Below are 24,096 nucleotides of genomic sequence, written 5' to 3' on the forward strand. Positions count from 1 at the left end.
CTTGAACACTGAAAAGTCGCAGCTTCGAATCAGTTGGCGTACCTGGTTTCTGGTGTGCATGGTGGTTCTGGCGTGGGCTGTAATTTCAGGACGGCTGATTTATCTGCAATATATCGGACACCGTCAGTTTGCGAAAGTTGTCGCGCGGCAGCAGGTCTACAAAGAAAAAATTCCCGCCCGGCCTGGAGACATTTTGGATCGGAATGGGCGCCTACTGGCAACGACAATCATCAGTAACAGCTTGTATGTTGTTCCACAACGACTGGAAAAACAGGAGCATGTCGAAGCTGTTTGTGAGGCATTGCACCTTGATCTCTCACATTTTCAGAAACGATTAAAACAGAACCGCGATAAGCTGTTTCTCTGGGTGAAACGCCGTCTTTCAGAGCAGGAGTTGCAGGCGATTCGTAATCTGAATTTGTCAGATGATGCCTGGGGCTTTCGCCAGGAGTATCGTCGACAGTATCCCCAAGGTGCGTTAGCGGCCCATGCATTGGGACTACGGGATATTGACGGCAAAGGGCAGGGCGGCCTTGAAGAGGCCTTTGATCATCTGATTTGTGGGCAGGATGGGCATCGTTTTCTGATTCGCGATGCGCATGGTCGTGTGATTGAGGTCCGCAATGATTCGCGTGTCGCGGCACGGAATGGGGAAACGCTTGTTGTGACATTGGATTCGATCATTCAGTTGTACACAGAGCGTCAGTTGCAGGGGATCGTGCAGGAGTGGCAACCGAAAAGTGCGTGTGCGATTGTGATGGATGTCAAAACATGTGAAGTGCTGGCGATGGCATCGGTGCCGACGTTTGATTTAAACCACCCCGAAGCGATTTCCGAGTCTGCGTGGAAGAATACGGCGATTGCTTCAATCTATGAGCCAGGGTCCACCTTGAAGCCCTTCATTGTGGCTGCGGCTCTGGAAAAGGGCCTGCTGGACAAGGATGAAGAGTTCGATTGCGAACAAGGCGAGTACCGGATGGGAAAGCGTTTGCTGCATGATCATCATAGCTATGGAACGTTAAGCGTCACGGATATCCTGGTGAAGTCGAGTAATATCGGAATGGCAAAAATCGGAGAACGATTGACCAATCCCGGCTTGTATGAATCGGTGCTGGCGTTTGGGTTCGGGCAGAAAACGGGGATTCAACTGCCGGGAGAACTGACGGGAATCGTCAGGCCGCTCTCGTCGTGGAATATCTATTCGACCGGGTCGATCCCGATGGGACAGGAGATTGCTGTGACCCCGATTCAGCTGATCACGGCCCATGTAGCACTGGCAAATCAAGGGAAGTTACTCAATCCCCGTTTGATTCGGGATCAGATTGACCATAATTATTTTCCACGTTCGGAAGAAGAGCCTGTTCAGGTTCGCCCGATGGTTTCGACTCCCATCGTTTCACCCGACGTGGCAGATTGGTTAGTCAGGGTTCCGATGACAGAAACCGTTGAGCGGGGGACCGGGAGGAAAGCGAAGCTTGAGGGGTATGCGGTTTTTGGGAAGACAGGGACTGCCCAAAAGCCTGATCCAAAGACGGGGAAGTATTCATCACAATTGCATGTGAGTTCGTTTATTTGTGGGGCACCAGCGCATGATCCCCAAGTACTCGTACTGGTTGTGGTGAATGAACCTTCGGTCGGAGAAAACCACTATGGTGGAACGATTGCAGGGCCTCCTGCTGCCGAGATTCTGAATAAGACTTTGATGTATCAGAGAGTTCCCTTTGATAAGTCTGGTCTGAAGCCAATGGATCGAACTGCCCGCAGGCAGCGCAACGCCTTACGTTGATCTTTTGTAGTTGACCCCGGTTTCCCATTTTGTGGTCAGGGAATGTCTATTTCCGTGCTGCATTGCCGGAAATGCGCGATCAACTTGAATCAATATTGACAAAAAAACGCTTTTTTTTGTATTAAGACTCAAGTTTCATTTCTCTCACTTCCACTTCCTTTTGGTTCACACAATAGACGTTCCGTCTCATTCCGTGTGGTATTCATTTCACCACATGGGAACCCTGTTTCCCTTTCACTATTTTCCATTCCAAATCAGCCTGACTGTGTTCATTCAGGTACGAATTCAATGTAGAGGATCTCCTGTCACTTTGATGGGCTGTTAAGTCATGGCAGAAGAAAACGAAGATCAACCCGAATCAGATGAGGCTGCGAACGTAGCGGTGCAAGAGCCGCCTGCAGACGAGGCTGAAGAAACTGCGGTCGAGGAGACCGAAGCGGTTACGCTCTCGTTACGTGACAAGGTTACGAAGTTTGTCAAAGCACGCTGGAAGATTCTGGGAGGGGTTGTTTCAGTATTGACGTTGCTGTCAATTTACCTGTTGTCGGGAACGGGGGAACCTGAAAAGACACCCAAGGAAAAGCTGGCGGAAGCATTAGAGTTGATCGAGACTTCTCAGGATACGAAATCCTGGGCGCAAGCTAAGAGAATGGCATATGACCTGAAAAAGGAAGAGTATCAGGACCCTGATTTTCCAGGTGCCTTGTATTATATCTTTGGTGTAGTTGCCTTTCGTAATGCAGAGGAATTATCGGGAGAAGCCCAGGACAAGCAATATTTGATTGCCAGCCGATATCTCAAAGAGGCGGAGAGAAGAGCCGTCGATCAGGCGCATCGCCCTGAGTGGTGTTTTGCTTTGGGAACCTGTCTCAATTTGCTGGGGTCTGCGAAGCAATCGCGTTCCTTACTGGAAGAGGCTGTTGAGACCTACCCTGCCGGGAAATTAAAGGCCTCCATGTTACTGACGGATATTTATCTTGATCACAAAGCTGATGCGGAACTGAAAAAAGCGTTTGATTTAAATACGAATGCCATTCAGATGGAAGATCTGAATGATGAGACGCTGGATCGGTTGTATCTGCAGCGCGCACAGCTTTTTCTGGCACAAGGTAAGAACGAGCAGGCACAGAAGGTGTTGGCTCAGGTGAAACAGAAGGATTCTGTGGATCAGGTAACGCTGGTATTCAAAGCACAGACATTGATGGCAGATGGGAAGTACAAAGAGGCATTAGCGATTCTGGCTCCGGTAAAAGACAATCTGGGACTGGAACGAAAATTTTCCAGGCAAGCCTCCTATTTGATGGGGTTGTGTGCGGAATCTCTCAATGATGATGAAGCCGCCATTGGTTTTTATGAGCAGACGACATATCGCTATGCGGGGACCCATGAAGGGCTGGCTGCCTATTTGCACCTGGCCGAGTTGTTACGGGAAAACGGACGAACTGAAGAGGCTTTGATCGCATATCGCAAGTCGTTGAGAGCGATTGAAAGTCCCTCTGAATTTCGGAATCGCTGGATCAGTCTGGAGAGGATTCAGAAATATGTCCTGGATGCCTGGAATGATTGGGTCGACGAAAAGAAGATTAAAAACGGTGTAACCTATTTCAATGCCGCGATTCAGCTGTCTGATTACTTACCACCTGTCTTGCCTGATGTTCAGGCGAAAGAGCTGGCGGCAAATGCCAATCGGCGCTGGGCAGAGTATTTAGAGCGTCTCTACGAAGACTCTACGATCACAGAGCAGGAGGCAATGCGGCCTAAGTTAAATGAGCGCTGGAAGCAGAGTGGGATCGCTCATTTCGAACTTGCCAGGAAATTAAGTACGTCTGACCGCTATGGGGAGATCTTATCGATTTCTGCAGAGCACTTCCAAAAAGGGCATGATTTTGAAACGGCCTTGAATGTGTTGACGCGCTTTATCAATACAAACCCTGATAAGCAGATGCCTCAGGCATTGGTCCGTCGCGGCGAAATACTGCTTGAGTTGGATCAACTTGATCAAGCCATTGATCATTTTCAACGTGTGGTCACAAACTATCCCACAGACGTGGCTTCATTTCAGGCAAAATATCTGATGGGAGTTGCGTATCTGGAAAAAAATGAGCTGGAGCGTGCCCAGGGCATCTGGAAAGACATTCTGGAAATCAGCAATTTAACTCCAAAGGCAAAGCAGTGGGGCGATTCACTATTTTCACTGGGAAAGCTGAATTTTCATCTGGGCAAAATCGCTGATTCAAAAAAAGACGAAGCTGAGCAGAGTGATTCTGAAGAGCAGCAATCACCGGCAAAGGCAAAGAATCAGTATTACGATCAAGCAACAAAGCGGTTACGCGAATATGTGGACCGATATCCGGATTCAGAAAAGGTTCACGAGGCGCGGTATCTGTTGGCGCGCTCGCTCCAGAATCTCGCCGATCAACCGTTTCGAGAAATGAAACATGCAAAAACAGACAATGCGCGAGAGGAACTGAAACGCAAACAATTTGCCTATTTAAATATGGCCAACGAGCAGCTACAAATTTTAAACCGTGAACTACGACGGCTGGAAAGCCTGGATCGGCTTGACGTGCTGGGGAAACGGCTGTTGAAGTCAACCTGTTTCGGGATGGCACATTTACTGTATCTGACTGAAGAGTATGAAGAAGCAATCAAATACTATCATGATGCCGTCAATCGTTATCCTCAGTGCACGGAAGTTTTGATTGCCTACATGAAAATGTCAGGCTGTTACGAAAGTCTGGGTAAAAAAAATGAAGCCAAAAGCATGCTCGAGCAGGCAAAAATTATTTTGAGACAGATGCCCGACAGTGTATTTGATTCCAAAGCAACTAACTTGGGACGCGAAGAGTGGAATCGCTGGTTGGACTGGTCTCGTGAATTACGTGATTCTGATAACCGGACCAATCAGTTATAGAATAGGAATGGTGTTAAAGATTTACTTCACAGAAATGGAATAAACCTGAGATCAACGCCGCATTGCGGTCTGATCCAGATGAGATTTAACTCGAAATATGATGTCGTTTTTATGAATTCCACACAGATGATTGATTATCACAAATTGTTTTCGGTTCGCCTGGACTATTCTAAAGCGTTGTTGAACCTTTCGTATCAACAACAGGATTTGATTGACCAGGATGACTATTCCGGATTACTGGATGTGCTGGGAAAAAAACAGCGACTGCTGGGGCAGCTGGATCAGTATAAAAAACAACTGCCCGCACTCTGGGAAAAGTGGAAGACAGACAGAGATCAGTTGCCCGCCGAAACACGAGAATCATGTGAGCAGGTCCTTTATGAGTCTGAAACTGTGCTGGCGAAACTGCTCGAAAATGAAGATACCAGCACACGGTGTATGGTTGATCGTCGCGATCGCACGAAGCAGCAGATTCAATCATTGAATCAGGGAGAAAAAGTCGGAGAAGCGTATCGTGACAGTCTGGCGCCGGTGACACATCGGCATTTAAATATAGATCAGTAGAGACAAAATTGATTGAAATAAGAAACGTTTACCTTTCAGTAAGACAGGTTTTGGATAAATGAATAAAAGTGTAATGAAGCATTCTGCAGGACGTGGGATTGTTCAGGTTGTGTCAGCGGACCGGATTCGTCGGTTGGAAGTTTGTACTCAATTTTCGAATCTGGGATACACGGTCGTTCCTCTGTCGGAAATCGTATTTTCGCAAGGGGCACGACGTCCTGAGGCAGATGTTTGCGTTTTGCTGGATCAAAAAGCCATTTCCGACTTTATGATTACAGTGGAGTCGGTTCCTGGGGAGAGTTTAATTCCGGTTTTGAGTTATCCGGCATTCAGTAATGATGCTTCGCAGTCATTTTTGAATCCTTCTCGCACTGCTTCTCATGAAACTATGGCACCGTTTGCTGAGTTGCGGTCGCAGGATTCACTGGACAGTATCAGCCGCCTGATTGATTCTGCGATTAAATATGCCCGGTTATCGCGCGAATGCAATGATTTGATTTCTGAACTCAATGCACGCTCCAGTCGTCGTCTGATTGGTTATAGTCAGGCCATTCAGACACTACGAGATCGTATTGCCGATGTGGTTCATTTACAGACTCCAGTCCTCGTACAGGGGATTGCAGGTTCAGACTTGTCGCTGGTGACGGAAATTATTCATGATTCCAGTTTTTTGAATTATCAGCCATTCATCAAAGTGAACTGCAGTAGCTTGACTACAGAAAATATTGAGCGAGAACTGTCAGGTTATTTTACCCATGAGGAAACTGAGTATTCAAATGAGCCAGTCTGGAATCCCGGCCGGATCGAGCAGGCAGAGGGGGGGACGCTGGTTCTTGATCAGGTGCATCTGGCTTCATTGCCTGTCCAGGCGGTATTGTTGAAACTATTGGAACGGGGGGAGTATTTCTCTCCGGAAGACGGCCAGTTCAAAGGTTTAAACTGCCGCATCATTTCGACGAGCCATGCCTCACTCAAGGATTTGAGCGTGCAAAATCAGTACAAGAGAAAACTGGCTGGAATTCTCTCACGGTCAACAATTTCGGTCCCTCGCTTGAATGATCGAAAAGAAGATCTGGCTCTACTGACAGAACATCTTTTAAACGAAGTATCTCAGACTGAAGGCACGGTTCCCAAGCTGTTAACGTTAGATGGACTGGAAATTCTCAAGAAGCATGACTGGGTCGGTGATGTTCAAGAGCTGCGAAATCTGATTCGTCATGTGAACCGGGTTGATAATGGTCTTCGCCTGGATGCTGCCAGTTTATTGCCTTGGATTGGATCAGAATCAATCGCGAACGCGGATGCTTTAGTGGGCATGACGTTGCGGGAGATGGAGCAGAAGCTGATTGAAAGTACGTTTGCCCGCTGTGGTGGTAACCGGGAAAATACGGCACAAATGCTGGATATTGGATTACGGACGCTGTCGGGTAAGTTGAGATCATACGGATATCCTCCGCGTGGAGGCCCAGGTTCCAAGCGGAGTTTTACGGTCAAGCGGGCTGCTTGACCCTCGATCAGTGGTATTTCATTTTGTCAGGTGGTTTTCATGTTAGAGCAAATGCTGAATTCGAAATCATTGCCATTGCTGGAAAAAATGGCTGCATTCACCGAGCGCAGGCAGGAAGTTCTGGCGGGGAATATCGCGAATATTGATACTCCATCTTATAAAATGCGCGATTTACCCGTTGCCGAATTTCAAAAGGCATTACGCGAAGCGGTGGAGTTGAAAGGAAAGCTGAATGAGCCCGCAGCGCAACAGTCTTTAGCGATGCCGGTGACGCTTGCCAATCAGCCGGTCGAAACAGAACTCGAAAAACTGTTCCCTCGCAGCCTGTTTCAGGCACAGGAAGCAGCGCCCCAGAATATCACGTTTCAGGATGAAAATAACCGGAGTATCGAATCTCAGGTTATGAACATGACGAAAAACTCAATGATGCAGCAGTTTGCCGTTGAGGTCATGATGGCACAGTTGAACCAGTTATTTACTGTGATTTCAGAGCGGGCCTAGTTCAGACCCTGAATCGGGAACCATAAACGGAAATTTAGAGAGGAGCAGGACATGTTAAAGGGAATTGACATCAGTACCAGTGCCTTGGTGGCACAGCGTCAGCGGATGAATACCATCGCTGGCAATATTGCTGCAGTAAACGTCGCTTACGATCCCAATAGTGGGGAAGAGCCCTTTTATCGTCGCATGGTGACGTTTCAGGCAGATACCGAGAGCTTAGACCTGGAAACGTCGGGGGCCGGGGTGAAGTATAAGGTCGAAATTGATACAGACACACCTTTAAGAAAAACATATGATCCCGGACACCGTTATGCGGATCAGGACGGGAACGTCACGTATCCCAATATTGATGTCGTGACCGAGTTCGTAAATGCCATGGAAGCCGGCCGTGCTTACGAGGCAAATATTTCCGCGTTGGATATCACGAAAGACATGTTCAATACTTCATTAAGAATCCTGGGCTGATTGGTCAGGGTTCGAACCATAAATCAGTATCAATTCATCTGATCTCAGGGAAGGGAACAGGATGACAAGCTCTATCAGTCAAATTGGAAATACATTTTTACCGGGAATTCCGCCGGTCGGCTTGAATGAGAATCCCGCTGGTGGCGTAAGCGGTGGCCTTTCATTCAAGGACATGATGCTGCAGTCCCTCGACAATGTCAATCAGTTGCAGGTTCAATCGGACCAGGCAATTGAAGCAGGTCTGTTAGGTGAAGATATCACACAGGCAGAAGTGTTTTCTTCGATCAAAAAGGCTGATCTGGCGCTAAGGATGATGGTTCAGATGCGAAACAAACTACTGGAAGCCTATAACGAAGTCCAGAATATGCAATTATAAGATACAGCGATTATATGTGAGAGCGTTACTTCACCATTTTGACACGGATTCGTCGATTGGTCACCCGGTATGGATACTATCAAAAAAGTCTATCATCAGTTTACAAACTTGTTTCAGTCAATGTCAGGCAGCCAGCGCGCAATTCTGCTGACGGTTCCTGCATTGATGATGCTGGCATTTGCCTTTCTCTTTTTCCGGGAAAGCAACTCCAGTTATGTCTCGCTCTCGCTGGGTAAAGACTTTACCACCGAAGAAGTGATTCACGCTGAGGAAGTGTTACTCCGGGCAGGTCTGACCGATTTTACACGCAAAGGTCAGCGTATTATGGTGCCGCAGACGGAAGTCCCCCGTTATAACGCCGCGCTGATTGAAGGGGGCGGCTTGCCGACCGACTGGGCTTCGGAATGGCAGGAGCAGTTTGAAAAATCGAGCATGTTCGTCAGCAAGGACCAACTGCAGGTCATGCGGGATATTTCCCTGGGTAAACAGCTACGTCGGATGATTCGAGCGATTCCTTCGATTGAAGATGCCAATGTGATGTGGGCGCGTTCGAAGAAGCGTTTGCGCTGGAATAATACGACTCCGGAGGTTACAGCGACGGTGATGGTCCAGCCGCGTCCGGGGAGAGACATGTCCCCGACTTTGATCACCAGCTTGAGGGCGGCTGTCGCCACAATGGTACCCGATTTATCGGCGGAGTCAGTGACCGTGTTTGATCAGTCAACTGGCACCTCTTATACGGCTGATGATAAAAATGATGCCTTTGACGGGAAATTCATCAGCTGGGTGAATAAGCACACGAAAAATTATCAGGATAAGATTCATGATTCGTTGTCCTATATTCCTGATGTTATTGTGAACGTGAATGTCGATGTAGAAAACCTGAAACGCTACGTGGAGCGAAAACAGGAGATCAACAAGGATGGGACCGTGACGTTACACTCAAAAGAGCAATCGAGTGAACGGAAAGTGGTAGAGAAGCCTGTTCGGGCAGAACCGGGAGCACGGTCGAATCAACCGAATTCTCTTTCCGTTGCGCGTGGTAATGAAAAAGATGAAAAGGTGACAGAGACCAAAAATTCAACGACATCAGCGCCCTCCTTCACCTGGACAGAAAAAGAGTTTGTGGCTGCCATGCCCAGCACGGTCCAGGTTTCGATTTCGATTCCGGAAGACTATTATGCTGCCGTTGCTGAAAAACGGGGGATTCAGAGAGGCGAAGCTGAAGCGGACATTGCAGCTTTTAAACAAGCGACAGATGCCGTCAAGCTGGAAGTGGAAACAAGCATTCAGAAGCAGATTCAGAAGTTGATTCCTTCGCAATCCGCCAACGATGCGGTGAGTGTGGCCTCTTATGTGCGGGTTGATCACAATGTGCCCGAAGTGGCGCTACCTTTGACAGAGAGTGTGGGTGAATTTATCAGTCAGTGGGGAAGTACCCTTGGTCTCGGGCTGTTTGCTGTCTGGGCATTATGGATGCTCAATAAGAGCATGCCACAAATGGAGGAAGTGGACTCTGATATCGTTCCTCCGACTGTTGATCGATCAGCGTCTGCGGCATCCGAAGAGGAAGAAGCAAAGCCGAAGAGTGAACCGACACAGCGCGATGAAGTTCAACTTCTTGTCCGCGACAACCCCGAGGTCGCTGCAATGGTATTGAGTAAGTGGATTCACTCAAAACCGTAAGTCCGGACGTGTCTTCAAAATGGATCATATCAATCATTTGAACTGTAGGCAGAAAAATGGATGAACTGCAAAAAGCGGCAATTTTATTATTGAGTCTGGATAAAGCACTGGCTGCGGAAGTGTTGAGTCTGATGTCAAAAGAAGATGTCGAAAAAGTGACCATGATGATTGCCCGCATGCAAGATGTTTCCAAAGAGCAGCAGGCCGCCGTGTTAAATGAGTTTTCTGCATTGCGAGGCGAACAAACTACGATGGAGCGGGGCGGGTTGGATGCCGTCAATGAGCTGCTGGAACAGTCATTGGGGAAAGAAGGCGCCGGATCGATTCTGGATAGCATCAACCAGACCATGAATTCCGTGCCTTTTGGATTTTTGCAGAAATCGGGTGCGAATAACCTGCTGACGTTTATTATCGAAGAACATCCGCAGACGATCGCCATGATCATGTCGCATTTACCGAGTAACATGGCGGCGGAAGTGTTGGCGGGTCTGCCCTCAAATAAGCAGATGGATGTGATTAAACGTATTGCCAATATGGAGCAAACCAGCCCGGAAGTCATCCGGGATGTGGAAAAAAGCCTGGAACATCGGATGAAGAATACATTCAGCCAGGGGATGGAAAAAGCCGGGGGTGTTGAACTGGTTGCAGAAATTCTAAACGTGACGGACCGGATGACGAATAAAGGGATCCTGGAAAGCATGGATCAGGAAACACCTGATCTGGCGGATGAGATTCGGCGTCTGATGTTTGTCTTTGATGATCTGGTCAAACTGGATGGTAAAGCGATTCAGGCTCTGCTGAAGGAAGTTGATAATAATCAGTGGGCAGTCGCACTCAAAGGTGCTTCCGAAGAGATCAAATCAAAAGTTCTCGGCAACCTGTCGCAACGGGCGGCAGATATGCTGCGTGAAGAAATGGAATATCTGGGACCGATCAAAGTCAGTGACGTGGAAGCGGTTCAGCAACAGATTGTAGATAGCGTCAGGCGACTGGAAGACGCCGGCGAAATTGAAGTTGCCGCCGGTAATGAAAGCGAACAGTACATTACCTGACAGATAGCGCTCAGAGTTTGATCAGTCGAAGTATCCCATTCTCAATCTTTGAATTACAAAACAGAAATAAAGTCAGCAGTATGGCGGAACTGGAACCGGTAAAGTTGTTGAAAGCAGAAGCATTTCGGGCTCTTGGTTCGAAAATCGCCTATAATTTCAATGACATGGAAAAGCGTTGCGAAGATTATTTACAGAATGTACGTAATCAGACACGGCAGATGATTCTGGATGCACAGCAGGAAGCCGAGAAGATTAAACAGGATGCATTCGAAGCGGGTAAACAGCAGGGGCATGCCGAAGCCCAGCACGAATTAGAGACCATTATTCAAACACGCTCTCAAGAACAAGCCAATCGCATTGTAGAGGAAAAACTGGGGGCAATTTATCCGGCGATGCAGGCAGCGGTCGAGGGACTACAGCGTGAACAGATTCACTGGCGGCAAACCTGGGATGCGACGGCTGTAGAGATCTGCCTGAGTATTGCGGAAAAAATGATCCGCCATGAACTCAAGGCTCATCCTGAATCTGTGCGGGCAATGATGGGCGAAGCACTCAAGCTGGCATCAGGCACACAGCATATCCGGTTCCATCTGAATCCAGCAGATGTCACGCATCTTGGTGAAAGTACAAAGCAGTTTGTCACGAATCTGACGGGATGCCAGACCTGTGAAATTTTTGAAGACGAATCAATTTCTTCCGGAGGCTGTTTTATTGAAACGCAGCATGGAACGATTGACGCCACACTGGAAGCACAATTAGATCGCATTTCTCAGGAACTAGTGATCCAGACTCAGGATTAAATTCGTTCGATGTTCGACGTTTCTCAACAGATAAAACAGGTTTTACCATTTCGTCTGACAGGGCGGGTGACACGGGTGGTTGGTTTGACTGCATCCGTATCCGGTTTTCCCGCGCCGCTGGGGGCGGTCTGTGCGATTGATCGCGAAAACGGACAGCCGATTGAAGCAGAGGTGGTGGGGTTTCAGGATGAAGAAACCTTATTACTGCCATATGAAGAATTAACCGGCATCCGTCGCGGGGATCGAGTTTCGCTAGTTCAATCAGTGCCCGCAGTCGCCGTCGGTGAAGGAATTCTGGGGCGTGTTCTGGATGGGCGTGGACGTTGCATTGATGGTAAAAACCAGGCGATGTTGTCACATCGTGCCAATCTGAAAGCCAAGCCGATCTCCCCTTTGAACCGGCCTCGGATCGATGCGCCGTTAAGTACCGGTATCCGAACCATTGATGGGTTGTTAACGTGTGGCAAAGGGCAGCGCCTCGGTATCTTCGCCGGAAGTGGTGTCGGAAAAAGTACTTTAATGGGCCAGATGGCACGGCAGAGTTCTGCTGATGTGAACGTGGTTTGTCTGGTTGGCGAGCGAGGCCGCGAAGTTCGTGAATTTCTTGATCGGGATTTAGGGCCCGAAGGCCTGGCACGTAGTGTGGTGATTGTGGCGACCAGCGATGAACCAGCTTTGATTCGTCTTCGCGCGGCGCATCTGGCAACAGCCGTCTCCGAATTCTTTCGTGATAGTGGTAAAGACGTGTTGTTGATGATGGACAGTGTCACCCGTTATGCGTTAGCGCAGCGTGAGATCGGGCTCGCAGCAGGTGAACCCCCGGCAACCAGAGGATATCCGCCTAGCGTCTTTTCCCTCCTTCCGAAGTTACTGGAACGCAGTGGTCGCACTGATTCAGGCAGTATTACCGGCTTCTATACCGTTCTCGTTGAAGCTGATGATGCGAACGAACCGATTTCAGATACAGTGCGGGGAATTTTGGACGGTCATATCATGCTGTCCCGTAAGCTCGCGCATGAATCGCACTGGCCTGCGATTGATGTTTTGCAGAGTATCAGTCGCTCGATGAATGATATTACCACCCCGGAACATCAACAATCTGCGGCAGAGTTGAAGAAGCTGATGGCCGCCTATCAGCAGTCGGAAGATTTGATTTCGATTGGCGCATATCAGGGCGGGTCGAATTTTGAAGTTGATCTCGCGATAAAGTTGAGACCTTTATGGAATGAATATCTGAAACAGGGGAATACGGAAGACTCCAATTTTGAGCTGGCGGCAAACGGACTTCAAAATTTAATGACACGGATGCAGCAACTCAAACCAATGAAAACGGAGAACGCGCAGCAGGGGGCGTCACCCGGGCAGGAGACTGAAGCGGCTGGCAGCGCATCTTGAGTTGTGGATTCCCCGCTGCCTTTGACAGATTGATTCATGGAAACTGATCGCAAATGAAAAAGTTCGAGTTTCAATTCGAGTCTGTACTCAAAATGCGACGTCATAAGCGAAGTTTATGCCGTCAGTTATTGGGGGAAATTCTGCAGACGGATCAGCGATTGATCGATCAGCGGTCGCAGTTGGAGCAACTTCGGCAGGAGCAATTCCAGGAGATTCGTGAACGGCAGGCAGTGGGCGTCGTGGATATTGATGGCGCAACCAGTTTGCGGTTTTACGCGGGGCAGTTGCAGGCGCAGATTCAGAATGTGATTGCGAATCGTAAAATAATCGAGAAGCAGATCATTGCCTGCAGGCAGGCGCTGGCGCGATCAGAGCAGGAAGTGAAAGCAATGGAAAAACTGTCTGACAAACACCGCAGTGAGTTTCTCTATGTGCAAAACAGGAAAGAAGACATGGCGCTTGAAGAAACCTGGGCTGCGACTCAACAAACGGGAGTTGTAAGATGATTCGTTCCTTAGCCATTATTATCAGCGTGTTTTGTGTTGCGACGATTATATCTGAAATACTGGGGATTGGTTTCTTATGGCTTCAGGGAAACTTGAATGCCGATTCGGTCAAAGACATTCGCATGATCGTGACCGGACAGTCTCTGGATGATGTGGAACTGGTTGAAGAAGAACCGGCAGGTCCTTCGCGCGGTGAAGTAGAGCTAAGTCGTGCCACACGCATTTTGGAGTTGGCTGCACGCGAAGATGAAATCGATATGCTAAAAAGCTCGATTACACAGTCATCTGATTTACTGAAAAAAGACCGCCTGGCTTTTAAGCAGGCGAAGCAAGAGTTTGAGGAAGAACTGAAAGTTCTGAAAGAACAGAGCCAGAATGACGCCACTAAAAAGACCCAGAGCGTACTCGTTGCGCTACCTCCTACAGATGCCGTGCAATATTTGATGCAGCTTTCGATTGAAGAAAATATTGACATTCTCAAAGGCATGGAGGGGAAGTTTATCGCCAAGCTGTTAAAGGAGTTCCTGGTAGCTGGCGACCCCCTGGTCATCAAGCGGGGGAAAGAGATCTTCAAGAAGATGTCGCAAGACGAGCCTTTTCGCAGCTTTTCTGATGAAACGATCGACCAGCTCTCGGAAAACAATTGAGGCTTTCCACGCACGCCTAATATGATTTTTCGATAAAATTCGTCTATTTTACGCATTCTTACGTCATGTCTCAGTGACGATTTTGACGAATATGATACTGGTAAGACAGTTGAAACCGCAGTGTACTCGACTGCGCTGTTTTATCTGAGAGCGCAAGGCGATTGTGTTCGAGTTCATATTTTCAACTGAGGTAATGAGAAATGGCTGACTCTCACAAAATTTCGCTGCTCGACCTGCAAGCACCGGATCTGAGTCAATACGGCAAAAAAAATCGTGACCTGAATCGAGGGGCAACGCGTAGTACCGATTCCAGTTATCGCAAGCAGCTAAGTGAATCTCTCTCTAAGAAACAAACAAGTTCCTCGACTGAGAAAGCTTCGGAGCGAGAATCCAGATCAGCCGACCTGAAATCGGACCAGGCAAGGACGAAAAGCAACACTCCAGAAGCCCGTTCTACTTCCGAGTCTCGCCAGGATCAGGCAGCAGCTGAATCTCAACAGCGGAATATCAGTCGAGACGAGACAACGTCCGTCTCAGAGGAATCCAGAGTCACGGATTCACGAACAGAGAAAACGGTGACGGATCAGGAGCAGAAGCTTCAGGGAAATTCTGAGACGATTGAAACGACGGAAGAGGTTATCAATCCACAGCCAGCAAACAATCTCCCCACAAAAGACAAAGAGCAAAACTATTCGCTGTTTAATACTGCCTTTGCCGTTCAGAATGAAGGGGCCTTCGATCAAGAAGTCACCACTGCAGACAGCGAAGTTCAACCTCCTGCGAATTTTCAGTTAGTGGATGATCAGAGTCTGGTGAATTTGCAGACAGACGTGACGGAAACCGGTTTAGATCAAGCGATTCCGATTCCGGAAGGGTTGGCGGATCAGTTAAACAAACAGTTCGTAGAGACATCCCAAACCGATTCTGGTCAGGAAGTTGCCGATGTCGATGTATCAAGTTTCAATCAGGAGTTGAATACCGCTAATCAACTGGATTCATCTCTGACCGAACAGGCAGAGAGTGAAAACCAATCGTCTGAAGCAGAACTGAATTTACAGTTAGAAAAACTTTCCGAGCTGGAAATCTCGGATGAACTCAAACAGGCGATTGAAGATTATCGGACGAAGAATTCTGACAATGGTGCTGGAAGCACTGATGGGGATGAAGTTGATATTCAGGCCTTGATCCAGCAGAGATATCAGCGTTCCCGAAATGAAGATCAATCGAAATCTGATTCTGATGAAGCCAATCAGGGGGAAATTCCATTAGACCATGATTCACTTCAACAGGTTTCGGATACGGTGATTGAGCAATTGCAGCAAGAGCCGGAATCAGAGCAGCCGGATATTACTGAAATTGTGAAAGAATCAAGTGCCCGGGAAGCAGAGCGGGCCAAACAGACCGACCAGCAGAATGAAGAAGTCACACAAACCGTGGTCAACCAGGGGTTGAAACCGGCATCCGAGATCTTGAGCCAGATTCAGACTGAATCGACGAAAGCGGCTCCTGTTTCACAGGATAGCAATGTTGTAGATCAGGATCAGACGCTTTCTCAGCAGACAGGAACCCCTCTGTCATCTCAAGCAACGGGAACACAGTCGACGACCCCGGTAGGGCCTCCGGTCGATGTTAAACAGGTTGAGCAACTCGTGGAACGAGTTGTAGAAGCAGTTCGGCAATCACAGTCGACCGGACAGCAACTTAAAATTCGTTTAAGTCCTCCTGAACTCGGGACGCTGCAGATCGAAGTCTCGTTGAAGAACGGCGAATACACTGCCAAGCTGGAAGTACAAAACAAACATGCGCAAAAAGTGATCAATGATAACATCGCGCAGCTGAAAGAAGCATTGACTAAAACCGGTGTTTCGCTGGATCGGATCGACGTGAATATTAACACCGATTCCACTGAAGATCAGCGATCATCTCACTCCGACGCACAGTCGCAATCGGGAAGCGATTTTGAGTCCAATCAATTCTCTGAGAATACGGGTGACTCTGATGAGAGGCAGCAGGAGCCGGGTTTTACAGATGAATCAGCCAGGCAGGAAGACTCTGCTGAGCCGGATAGCCCCCAGGTGACGCGATCACAGGGAATTGCGACAGAGAATGTAGAAGAAATTGACGTCCAGATTTAAGTTTATTTTATTGAGAATAAAGGAGTGCCAGGATGGCCGTAGATGGAATTAGTGGCAGTAGTAGTGCTAACTCTGTCAATGTGGTAGAGGCGGATGAGGTTGGCTTCAACGGTTTGACAGCTGATACGTTCATGAAGCTGTTAATTACCGAGTTGCAAAACCAGGATCCGACCGAGCCATTGGGGAACGAACAGTTACTGGCTCAGTTATCAAGCATGCGTGAATTGCAGTCGAATATTGAGTTGTCTGATACGCTCAAGGAAATCACGACAGGACAATCTTTGACGCAAGCTGCCGGTCTGATTGGTAAAGAGATTGAAGGTCAGGACGGCGAACAGCCTCCTGTTGAGGGGGTTGTCGATCGTGCGTTTGTCCGGGAAGGGAAAGCCTATGTCGGCGTTGGTTCGTCTGAGCTGCCCGTCTCTGCGATCTCCAACGTTCGGACGCCTGTAACTGCAGAGTAATTCGGCGTTTACAGCCGTTTCTTTGAGTGAACTGCATTCATCGGAATCAAAATTTACCAAAAAATGAAACATGATTTTGAGCCGTTTAGACGATACACAAAGTAAAGCTGTGGCACAGTATTGACTGATGCTGCGCGAATAGAACCAAAGGATTCGGTTTTTAAACTGGTTGATTCAACCGAGGAGTAGTCATGGGATTGACGTCTGCATTAAATACATCGTTGGGTGGTTTGGCCCTGAATGAAACAAGTATCGATGTACTGGGTAATAATATTGCCAACGCCGGAACAAACGGATTTAAAGCATCCAATGTTCTGTTTACCACTCAGTTATCACGAACATTAAGTGTGGGGTCACGACCGACTACGAGTAATGGTGGAACGAACCCACGTCAAATTGGTCTTGGTGCTCTGAGTGCTTCGATTCGCAAAGACTTTACTCAGGGAAGTGTGACGAACAGTACCAGTCCTTCCGACCTTGCGATTCAGGGTGAGGGCTTTTTCATCCTTGACAGTCCCGATGGCCAGGTTTATTCACGAAATGGTAACTTTGAGCTGAACAGTCAGAGTCTGTTGACAAACCAGAGTGGTTTTAAGGTCCAGGGGTATGGAGTTGACGAAGACTTCAATCTGGTGACCACCACCCTGACCGATATTGAAGTGCCTTTAGGGGATCTGAACGTCGCTCAGGCCACCAAAAACGTCGAGATCGGCGGTGCTTTGTTACCGACGGGAACCTTGGGAACGTTAGGTTCTGTTCTGACATCACCGGCTTTAACCGATGCTGGTAACGCCAACGCAGCGATTACCGGTGCGACATTGTTGACCGATGTTGAGGAGTCAATCGGAACTCCGTTATTTACACTTGGTGAGACATTATCGTTCACACCCAGTAAAGGGGGACGTTCCCTTGATCCCTTAACTCTGACTGTTGGTGCAGGTACAACTGCAGCCGATTTGGCAACGTTTATGGATCAGACATTGGGTATCCAGAATGGGAGTGGAATTCCCAATGATGGGGGAACGGGGACGCAGCCTGGCGTGACGATTACAGCTGGTGGAGAATTTCAGATTGTCGGCAATAGCGGTACCGTGAATGGTATTTCCATTACTATTGGTAATTTGACTTCCAACGGCGCCACTGTTCCCGTCTCTTTTACAAAATCTCAACAGGCAAATGGCGAAAGCGCGATTACGGACTTTGTGATTTTTGACTCTCTGGGTGAACCGGTCACAATGAAAATGACCAGTGTTCTGGAGTCACGCACATCGAATAATACCGTGTTTCGCTATTTCCTGGAGAGCGCCGACGACGATGATGGTGACGTCGCAGTCTCAACCGGAACGATTACATTTGACAGTAAAGGGGTGGTTACCAACTTCACACCCAATACTTTTGCTGTGAGTCGGGTTTCATCAGCCGCGGATGAAATGGATGTGACAATCGACTTGTCAAACATCTCAGGTATTTCCTCCCAATCTGCCGGTAGTACACTGAAACTGACTTCTCAGGATGGTTCTGATCCGGGAACCCTATCCAGTTTTGTGATTGATGAAACGGGAATCATCAACGGCGTGTTTGATAATGGTATCATTCGTACGTTGGGACAGGTGACAATGGCTCGTTTTGCAAACCCCCAAGGGTTGCTGGAAGCGGGTAATTCAGCGTTTCAGGAAGGGGTCAGCTCTGGTCCTCCGTTTCTCGTGACACCTGGTAACTTTGGTGCAGGTACGATTCGTGCCGGGTCCATCGAGCTGTCCAATACCGACGTCGGTCGTAACCTGGTTGATCTGATCGTCGCTTCGACGAATTATCGAGGTAACGCGCGTGTGATCAGTTCAGTGCAGCAGTTGGTAGATGAGCTACTGGTTCTGGGACGATAGTGAGGCCAGAATGAAGTTTACGCGTCATCGAACTTATGATGCACTGGTGTCAGGGAGAATGGCAGCATGATCAAATTGACCAGACTGAATGGTGAAGAGTTTGTCATCAATGCCGCATTGATCCAGTGCATTGAAAGCAGGCCAGATACCTTTATTACACTGACTTCTGAGGATCGTTTGATCGTCAAGGAAAGCGTGGAAGAGGTTGTCAAACGCTCGATTGCCTACTCGCGGGCCATTCGTCTCGTGCCTGGCCTTTAAAATTGGAATTTCACAGTACCAGAGAAATTAAATTGTGGTTTGGGGTCAGTGGCTGTTAAACGGTTTGCGGCTTAAGTCTCACCAGCAGTCACCATTCATCAGGAACGTTTGCAGAAATGGATAAGGCAACAGCCGGTGGACTAGTCGCAGGGGTCGGATTGCTTTTGCTGGCGATCGCCATTGCGCCGGGTTCGAGTTTCGCTGCCTTTATCGACATCCCTTCAGCTGCTGTCGTAGTTGGGGGGGCAATCGCAGCCAGCTTTATCGCGTTTCCCGGGGCGGCAATGTTACTGTTCCCCAAGGTGATCAAAAAGGTTTTCTTTCCCGGTCAACAGGATCTGGCGCCGGTTATTTCTCAAATTGTTGAGTTTGCGGAAATCGCCCGGCGCGATGGTATTTTAGCATTGGAGTCCAAAACAGAAGAGATTCAGGACCCCTTTATTTTGCTGGGCGTTCAGATGGCTGTTGACGGTACGGATGTGGATTTGATGGAACAAATTTTACGGACTGAAATGGAAGCGGTGGCAGGCAGGCACAAAAACGGGAAATCGCTGATGGATACAGTGGGGCGTTACGCACCAGCCTTTGGAATGATCGGTACCCTGATGGGATTGATCATCATGTTAGGCAACATGGACGATCCGGAAGCCATTGGTCCTGGTATGGCGGTTGCATTGATCACCACGTTATATGGTGCGATTGTATCGAACCTGTTTTTTCTCCCGTTCGCTGACAAGCTGGCTTATTACAGCAAGCAGGAATTTCAAGTCCGCGAAGTCATTATCAAAGGGTTGATAGCGATCCAGGAAGGCGATAACCCTCGGGTGATTGAACAGAAACTCAATACCTTTCTGCCTCAGGATCAGCGGGTAGGTAAAGACAATGAGGCAGCCTGATGCGATACATCATTGGTTGCGTCTGTTTGAAGGCGCAACGGACCTAAATTACAAACTGTTTGTTTGGACCCATTTGGTGAAGATTTAAGGGGAGTGTTCTCAGATGGCGATGCCAGAAGAAGATGGACCCCCAGGCGTTCCGGAATGGGTTGTGACCTATGGTGACATGATGTCGCTACTGCTGACGTTCTTCATCATGCTGGTCTCAATGAGTGAAATCCGCAATGATGAAGGAAGCGTGCGTGCCATGCTGGATTCATTGCGTGAGCGTTTTGGTACGCATCAGGGAGATGCTGCTGTCCCTGGAAAATCGTTAGATGCCACCAGTAATCAGAGTAAGCCTGCTTCCCGGGGAACAAGTTCTGACGGGGGGACCAAAACAGGAAAAGAGAATTCCTCCGGTGGAGGGGGCGCTAATAAAACGGTCGAGCGGATCAACACGGGCACAGAAGTTACTTTGGGGGGCGCAGCCAGTTTTGGTCGTTTTTCTGCTGAGTTGACACCGGAAATCAAATCCAAACTGGATATAATTGCCGAAGTTCTTGAACCTACGCCGAATCGACTGGTGGTGCGTGGTCATGCCTCCCCAGAACCTCTCCCAAAAGACTCAAAATTCCGAAGTTCACAGGAACTCTCTTTTTATCGAGCCAAAAATGTGGCCGAGTATCTGGAATCCAAAGGGATTGAGCCAGAAAGACTGATTGTCAGTTCAGTGGGTGATGCAGAGCCACGGACCATCACCCGTAACCCCGAAGAGCAATACTTGAATCGTCGGGTTGACGTATTTTTAATTGATGCGTATATAGTCTCTCCAAAGACAGGCGATCGTTCAAAGTAGAAACGATCAAGTCGGCCTGATCGAGCAAATAGATTGATTCACACGGTTTTTATTCGCTTTGCCTGTTGAATCGAATGTCCGCTATAAGCGGTACGTCATAAAGACAAGGGATTTGTCTTTGCTCAAAAACAGGGTGCGAGAGTTCAAGGAGGAGACTCGTGGCAACAGACACCGAAACAGACGAAGCTGGTGTCGATTCGGAAGCAGAAACAGCTGCTGCAGAGACGGAAGCCTCTGGTGGTCACTCAAAAGCAAAGCTCTTGAAGGTCGGAGGACTGTTGCTGCTGGTCATCGTGCTTCAGATCGGTATTTCCTATTGGCTGCTGGCACCATCGGGGCCACCGGAAGAAATTCCGGATGAAATCGCTCCCGAGAGTACGAACGTAACATCGGAAGTCCCCATTGATAACTTCAGTGTCACGAATAATATCGCCGAACCTGGCGCAACAATTCATGTGACGTTCAACCTGGTGGCGCTGGTAGAGCAAGGCTCGGCTGCAGATTTTGAATCAATGGTCAAGGAACAAAGTAAAGCGCGTGTTAAGCAGGCTGTGATTGAAGTCGTTCGAAAATCGAGCTTGAGCGATTTGAATGACCCGCAATTGGGTACGATGAAACGCATGATGAAAGAGGCCATTAACAAGGTTCTGAAGAAAAGTTATGTAGTAGAAATCGTGATCAGCGAATATCGAACTCTGACGCAATGATGTGTGAATAGCATAACAGGATACAACCGTGGCAGATGAGAATGATGATCTTCTGGATCCCTCAGAAATAGAAAAGCTCCTTAGTGCGCAGGGGCAGGATGCGCCTGCCGATCCCGCTCCGCCAAAAGAGGCAGCGAAAGAGGATCCCGGAGGGGCAGACGAACTGCTGGATCCTTCCGATATCGAAAAATTGTTGCAAGGTGCTGGTGCGGATCCTGGGGAGGGTGAACCAGACGCGGGAGGAAGTCCCGTGGTCAACAACGATGACATTGATGCGCTGTTCAATCAGCACACAGAGTCAGCTGATGACCAGTCTGGTATGCCCATTTCTTCACATGCAGAGACCGAAGCGTTATTGAATCAGGCGGAAGCCAATCTGGCAGCGGCGATTTCTCCCAATCTCGGGCCCGGCAGTGGTATCCCCGGTGATCTGGGGGGCACTAAATCATTCGAGTTTCCCAATTTTGAATCGATGGCCAGTAATCCAGAAGAAGCAATGGCACTTTCTTCATTGCAAAATGTGGAACTGGACTTATGCATTGAGTTGGGAAGAACGGAGTTACTGATTGAAGAAGTCTTAAAAATGAAAGAAGGGGTTGTCGTCCCTTTAGATAAACTGGCAGGTGATCCTGTAGATATTCTGGTAAATGGACGGATTATCGCAAGGGGGGAAGTTCTTGTGTTGAATGACAATTTCTGTGTACGAGTGGCAGAGATTATCTCCCCGGAACTTTAAATCCTGAACAGGAAAACGAATTCCTGTATCTAAATTGATTGACGATGTAAAGGATTCCATGATTCGTCTTTTCTGTTTTTCTGTGCTGATCCTGCTTTGCAGTCTGACTTGCGTTTCTCCTGCGTTGTCTGCAGACGGGGCACCTGCGTTTCGAACTTCGGGGGTATCACAATCACGAGGAAATGTGAACGAACTCACCGAGTATTCACAACAGGCACCACGCAATTTTCAGCAGGGAATACCAAGGCAGGCAGGGAATACTCGTTCCAGTCAAATGGTACAACGTGGATTGCCCGCACCGGCACAGGGGATGCAACGCAACACGCAGCCTGTCAGGAAAATGAGCGTCGCTTCCAATCCGATTACCCCCCTTGATCGTCAAAAGCAGTCAAGCCAAAGTAATACAAACAAGGCAGGGACAAGAGCGGCTCCTTCAATCTGGGGAACTCTGGGAGCGCTACTGGTCGTCATCGCAATTATCCTGGTCTCTGCGAAGTTATTCAAAAAACATAGCCCTCTGGCGTCTGTCAATCTGCCACGAGAAGTGGTTGAAGTTTTAGGAAAGAAGCCTCTGGATGCACGGCAGACGATTCATTTTGTGCGGTGCGGTTCGCGAATTTTGATTTTAGGTTCGTCTCCTGCTGGTCTGGAAATGCTCAGTGAAGTTCTGGACCCGGTTGAAGTTGACCTGATTACAGGCATGTGCCGGGAACGGAATCAGTCTGCGCGATCCAATTCCGCATTTCTGAATCTGTTTCAGTCAGCTCAAAATAAGCAGGCAGACACAGATCAAAATCCGTCGCACTCCCTTTTTTCGCAGGCAGTCAAAGCAAAGCCGGACCAGTCGGTACGTGAGACTGAGCTGGAAGCCCCTGCCGACTATGATTCTCCGATCTCTCGTCTGCAGCAGAAGCTGATGCAGTCGTCACGGCAGTCGCTGAATGAAGAAGCGGAGTCCGGACATGCATAAGCAGTGGGTTCAGCAAGAACGGATTGCTGGTTGTGTGTTTCTCTATGGGAAAAATACATTTCTGGCCGTTGTGTGTCTGCTGGCATTCGCAGCAGCGTCTCCAGTTGTGCAGGCGCAGCCTGCTGTGACAAACCAGGCATTATCAAATCAAAGTATCGCGAATCAGAATCCACAACTCACTCAGCAGCAAACCGCTCAAGCAGCACCGGAAAATGGGAATCCGGGTGTGCCGGAAATGCTGGATGTCGAGCAGATGACATCACCTCAGGGGCTTAATTCTACACTGAAGCTGTTCTTGTTGTTGACCGTTTTGAGTCTCGCACCATCGATTCTGATCATGACAACGAGCTTCATTCGTTTTGTGATCGTGTTCGGTTTATTGAGGCAGGCATTAGGAACACAGCAACTTCCTCCGAACCAGGTGCTGACTTCACTCAGCCTGTTTTTAACTGTGATGGTGATGGCTCCCATTTGGCAAAAAGCCTATGAGGAAGGCATCGTACCGTACACGCATCAGACAGAACAGGCGCCCGTGACACTGGAAGCAGCCTTCCAGAAAACGGTGTCCCCTCTACGAAAGTTTATGAGCGATCAGATTGAGCTCACTGGAAACAGTGACACGGTATGGATGTTTCTGGACTATCAGCAACCGTTGCCCGGTTCTCCTGGTGCAGCCGACTACAAGGCGCCCAGTGATTACGATGAAGTTCCTCTGACAGTTCTGCTGCCGGCATACATGTTGAGTGAAGTAAAAACCGCGTTTCTGATTGGTTTCCAGTTGTATCTGCCTTTTATTGTGATCGATATGGTGATCAGTTCGATTCTGATCAGCATGGGGATGATGATGCTGCCCCCGGTTTTGATCTCATTGCCTTTCAAAATTCTGTTATTTGTATTGATCGATGGCTGGCTGTTAACTGTGGGGATGTTATTGGAAAGCATCAGGGCCGTCGGCTGAATTCGGGCGCTCGCATTGCGCCCGGATGATTCTTAATTACAGGTGTGAG

The 24,096-nt window shown here is 48.5% G+C and carries 23 protein-coding genes; all 23 read left to right on the top strand.

Annotated elements, in window-relative coordinates; all coding sequences use genetic code 11:
- Position 1 precedes the first annotated feature (1 nt).
- The 23 genes from Enr17x_RS10635 (at position 2) to fliP (ending at position 24,047) form a co-directional block, all read left to right on the top strand.
- Positions 2-1,786 (top strand): peptidoglycan D,D-transpeptidase FtsI family protein, encoded by a 1,785-nt coding sequence (locus Enr17x_RS10635; protein WP_232101017.1) that lies wholly within the window; start codon positions 2-4, stop codon positions 1,784-1,786.
- A 328-nt stretch (positions 1,787-2,114) separates the two neighbouring features.
- Complete coding sequence (locus Enr17x_RS10640) at positions 2,115-4,700, top strand: tetratricopeptide repeat protein (protein ID WP_145308515.1); 2,586 nt, start codon at positions 2,115-2,117, stop codon at positions 4,698-4,700.
- 111 nt (positions 4,701-4,811) lie between these two features.
- Positions 4,812-5,264 carry a flagellar export chaperone FlgN gene (locus tag Enr17x_RS10645; RefSeq protein WP_145308516.1) on the top strand — a complete coding sequence of 151 codons (453 nt, stop codon included), beginning with the start codon at positions 4,812-4,814 and terminating at the stop codon, positions 5,262-5,264.
- Between the two features lie 58 nt (positions 5,265-5,322).
- Positions 5,323-6,771, top strand: a complete 1,449-nt coding sequence (locus Enr17x_RS10650) for a sigma-54-dependent transcriptional regulator (RefSeq protein ID WP_145308518.1) — start codon at positions 5,323-5,325, stop codon at positions 6,769-6,771.
- Positions 6,772-6,810: 39 nt separating this feature from the next.
- The gene (locus Enr17x_RS10655) at positions 6,811-7,272 is read left to right on the top strand and encodes a flagellar basal body rod protein FlgB (protein ID WP_145308520.1); all 462 of its coding nucleotides are present in this window, start codon (positions 6,811-6,813) and stop codon (positions 7,270-7,272) included.
- A 51-nt stretch (positions 7,273-7,323) separates the two neighbouring features.
- On the top strand, positions 7,324-7,737 hold the full coding sequence (flgC, locus tag Enr17x_RS10660; protein WP_145308522.1) for a flagellar basal body rod protein FlgC: 414 nt from the start codon (positions 7,324-7,326) through the stop codon (positions 7,735-7,737).
- 61 nt (positions 7,738-7,798) lie between these two features.
- Positions 7,799-8,113 (top strand): flagellar hook-basal body complex protein FliE, encoded by a 315-nt coding sequence (gene fliE / locus Enr17x_RS10665; RefSeq protein WP_145308524.1) that lies wholly within the window; start codon positions 7,799-7,801, stop codon positions 8,111-8,113.
- Between the two features lie 69 nt (positions 8,114-8,182).
- Positions 8,183-9,799, top strand: coding sequence for a hypothetical protein (locus tag Enr17x_RS10670; RefSeq protein WP_145308526.1), 1,617 nt, complete (start codon positions 8,183-8,185; stop codon positions 9,797-9,799).
- Positions 9,800-9,855: 56 nt separating this feature from the next.
- The gene (fliG, locus tag Enr17x_RS10675) at positions 9,856-10,851 is read left to right on the top strand and encodes a flagellar motor switch protein FliG (protein ID WP_145308528.1); all 996 of its coding nucleotides are present in this window, start codon (positions 9,856-9,858) and stop codon (positions 10,849-10,851) included.
- A gap of 80 nt (positions 10,852-10,931) precedes the next feature.
- A complete protein-coding gene (locus tag Enr17x_RS10680) occupies positions 10,932-11,651 on the top strand; it encodes a FliH/SctL family protein (RefSeq protein ID WP_145308530.1) in 720 nt (239 codons plus the stop codon).
- A 9-nt stretch (positions 11,652-11,660) separates the two neighbouring features.
- Positions 11,661-13,046, top strand: coding sequence for a FliI/YscN family ATPase (locus Enr17x_RS10685; RefSeq protein WP_145308532.1), 1,386 nt, complete (start codon positions 11,661-11,663; stop codon positions 13,044-13,046).
- 53 nt (positions 13,047-13,099) lie between these two features.
- A complete protein-coding gene (locus Enr17x_RS10690; RefSeq protein ID WP_145308534.1) occupies positions 13,100-13,552 on the top strand; it encodes a flagellar export protein FliJ in 453 nt (150 codons plus the stop codon).
- A complete protein-coding gene (locus Enr17x_RS10695) occupies positions 13,549-14,199 on the top strand; it encodes a hypothetical protein (RefSeq protein WP_145308536.1) in 651 nt (216 codons plus the stop codon). Before Enr17x_RS10690 ends, Enr17x_RS10695 begins: the two co-directional genes overlap by 4 nt.
- A gap of 200 nt (positions 14,200-14,399) precedes the next feature.
- Positions 14,400-16,334 (top strand): flagellar hook-length control protein FliK, encoded by a 1,935-nt coding sequence (locus Enr17x_RS10700; RefSeq protein ID WP_145308537.1) that lies wholly within the window; start codon positions 14,400-14,402, stop codon positions 16,332-16,334.
- Positions 16,335-16,366: 32 nt separating this feature from the next.
- A complete protein-coding gene (locus Enr17x_RS10705) occupies positions 16,367-16,798 on the top strand; it encodes a flagellar hook assembly protein FlgD (protein ID WP_145308539.1) in 432 nt (143 codons plus the stop codon).
- Between the two features lie 191 nt (positions 16,799-16,989).
- Complete coding sequence (locus Enr17x_RS10710) at positions 16,990-18,681, top strand: flagellar hook-basal body complex protein (protein WP_145308541.1); 1,692 nt, start codon at positions 16,990-16,992, stop codon at positions 18,679-18,681.
- A 66-nt stretch (positions 18,682-18,747) separates the two neighbouring features.
- Positions 18,748-18,942, top strand: a complete 195-nt coding sequence (locus tag Enr17x_RS10715) for a flagellar FlbD family protein (protein WP_145308543.1) — start codon at positions 18,748-18,750, stop codon at positions 18,940-18,942.
- Between the two features lie 116 nt (positions 18,943-19,058).
- A complete protein-coding gene (locus Enr17x_RS10720; protein ID WP_145308545.1) occupies positions 19,059-19,838 on the top strand; it encodes a motility protein A in 780 nt (259 codons plus the stop codon).
- Between the two features lie 103 nt (positions 19,839-19,941).
- Positions 19,942-20,676 carry an OmpA/MotB family protein gene (locus tag Enr17x_RS10725; protein ID WP_145308547.1) on the top strand — a complete coding sequence of 245 codons (735 nt, stop codon included), beginning with the start codon at positions 19,942-19,944 and terminating at the stop codon, positions 20,674-20,676.
- A 158-nt stretch (positions 20,677-20,834) separates the two neighbouring features.
- A complete protein-coding gene (locus tag Enr17x_RS10730; RefSeq protein WP_198001089.1) occupies positions 20,835-21,383 on the top strand; it encodes a flagellar basal body-associated FliL family protein in 549 nt (182 codons plus the stop codon).
- Positions 21,384-21,411: 28 nt separating this feature from the next.
- Positions 21,412-22,119 carry a flagellar motor switch protein FliN gene (gene fliN / locus Enr17x_RS29570; RefSeq protein WP_198001090.1) on the top strand — a complete coding sequence of 236 codons (708 nt, stop codon included), beginning with the start codon at positions 21,412-21,414 and terminating at the stop codon, positions 22,117-22,119.
- A 58-nt stretch (positions 22,120-22,177) separates the two neighbouring features.
- The gene (locus Enr17x_RS10740; protein WP_145308551.1) at positions 22,178-23,089 is read left to right on the top strand and encodes a FliO/MopB family protein; all 912 of its coding nucleotides are present in this window, start codon (positions 22,178-22,180) and stop codon (positions 23,087-23,089) included.
- Positions 23,082-24,047, top strand: coding sequence for a flagellar type III secretion system pore protein FliP (fliP, locus tag Enr17x_RS10745; RefSeq protein ID WP_232101018.1), 966 nt, complete (start codon positions 23,082-23,084; stop codon positions 24,045-24,047). Before Enr17x_RS10740 ends, fliP begins: the two co-directional genes overlap by 8 nt.
- The last annotated feature ends 49 nt before the right edge of the window (positions 24,048-24,096 follow it).

The sequence above is a fragment of the Gimesia fumaroli genome, assembly GCF_007754425.1.
GTDB lineage: Bacteria > Planctomycetota > Planctomycetia > Planctomycetales > Planctomycetaceae > Gimesia > Gimesia fumaroli.

Excerpts from the sequence above, each read along its gene's own strand:
- Enr17x_RS10720 (WP_145308545.1), top strand. The coding sequence starts at position 19,059 with ATGGATAAGGCAACAGCCGGTGGACTAGTCGCAGGGGTCGGATTGCTT.
- Enr17x_RS10710 (WP_145308541.1), top strand. The coding sequence starts at position 16,990 with ATGGGATTGACGTCTGCATTAAATACATCGTTGGGTGGTTTGGCCCTG.
- Enr17x_RS10700 (WP_145308537.1), top strand. The coding sequence starts at position 14,400 with ATGGCTGACTCTCACAAAATTTCGCTGCTCGACCTGCAAGCACCGGAT.
- Enr17x_RS10645 (WP_145308516.1), top strand. The coding sequence starts at position 4,812 with ATGAATTCCACACAGATGATTGATTATCACAAATTGTTTTCGGTTCGC.
- fliP (WP_232101018.1), top strand. The coding sequence starts at position 23,082 with ATGCATAAGCAGTGGGTTCAGCAAGAACGGATTGCTGGTTGTGTGTTT.
- Enr17x_RS10725 (WP_145308547.1), top strand. The coding sequence starts at position 19,942 with ATGGCGATGCCAGAAGAAGATGGACCCCCAGGCGTTCCGGAATGGGTT.
- Enr17x_RS10705 (WP_145308539.1), top strand. The coding sequence starts at position 16,367 with ATGGCCGTAGATGGAATTAGTGGCAGTAGTAGTGCTAACTCTGTCAAT.
- Enr17x_RS10690 (WP_145308534.1), top strand. The coding sequence starts at position 13,100 with ATGAAAAAGTTCGAGTTTCAATTCGAGTCTGTACTCAAAATGCGACGT.
- flgC (WP_145308522.1), top strand. The coding sequence starts at position 7,324 with ATGTTAAAGGGAATTGACATCAGTACCAGTGCCTTGGTGGCACAGCGT.
- Enr17x_RS10650 (WP_145308518.1), top strand. The coding sequence starts at position 5,323 with ATGAATAAAAGTGTAATGAAGCATTCTGCAGGACGTGGGATTGTTCAG.
- Enr17x_RS10640 (WP_145308515.1), top strand. The coding sequence starts at position 2,115 with ATGGCAGAAGAAAACGAAGATCAACCCGAATCAGATGAGGCTGCGAAC.
- Enr17x_RS10695 (WP_145308536.1), top strand. The coding sequence starts at position 13,549 with ATGATTCGTTCCTTAGCCATTATTATCAGCGTGTTTTGTGTTGCGACG.
- Enr17x_RS10655 (WP_145308520.1), top strand. The coding sequence starts at position 6,811 with ATGTTAGAGCAAATGCTGAATTCGAAATCATTGCCATTGCTGGAAAAA.
- fliE (WP_145308524.1), top strand. The coding sequence starts at position 7,799 with ATGACAAGCTCTATCAGTCAAATTGGAAATACATTTTTACCGGGAATT.
- Enr17x_RS10740 (WP_145308551.1), top strand. The coding sequence starts at position 22,178 with ATGATTCGTCTTTTCTGTTTTTCTGTGCTGATCCTGCTTTGCAGTCTG.
- Enr17x_RS10715 (WP_145308543.1), top strand. The coding sequence starts at position 18,748 with ATGATCAAATTGACCAGACTGAATGGTGAAGAGTTTGTCATCAATGCC.
- fliG (WP_145308528.1), top strand. The coding sequence starts at position 9,856 with ATGGATGAACTGCAAAAAGCGGCAATTTTATTATTGAGTCTGGATAAA.
- Enr17x_RS10670 (WP_145308526.1), top strand. The coding sequence starts at position 8,183 with ATGGATACTATCAAAAAAGTCTATCATCAGTTTACAAACTTGTTTCAG.
- Enr17x_RS10685 (WP_145308532.1), top strand. The coding sequence starts at position 11,661 with ATGTTCGACGTTTCTCAACAGATAAAACAGGTTTTACCATTTCGTCTG.
- Enr17x_RS10680 (WP_145308530.1), top strand. The coding sequence starts at position 10,932 with ATGGCGGAACTGGAACCGGTAAAGTTGTTGAAAGCAGAAGCATTTCGG.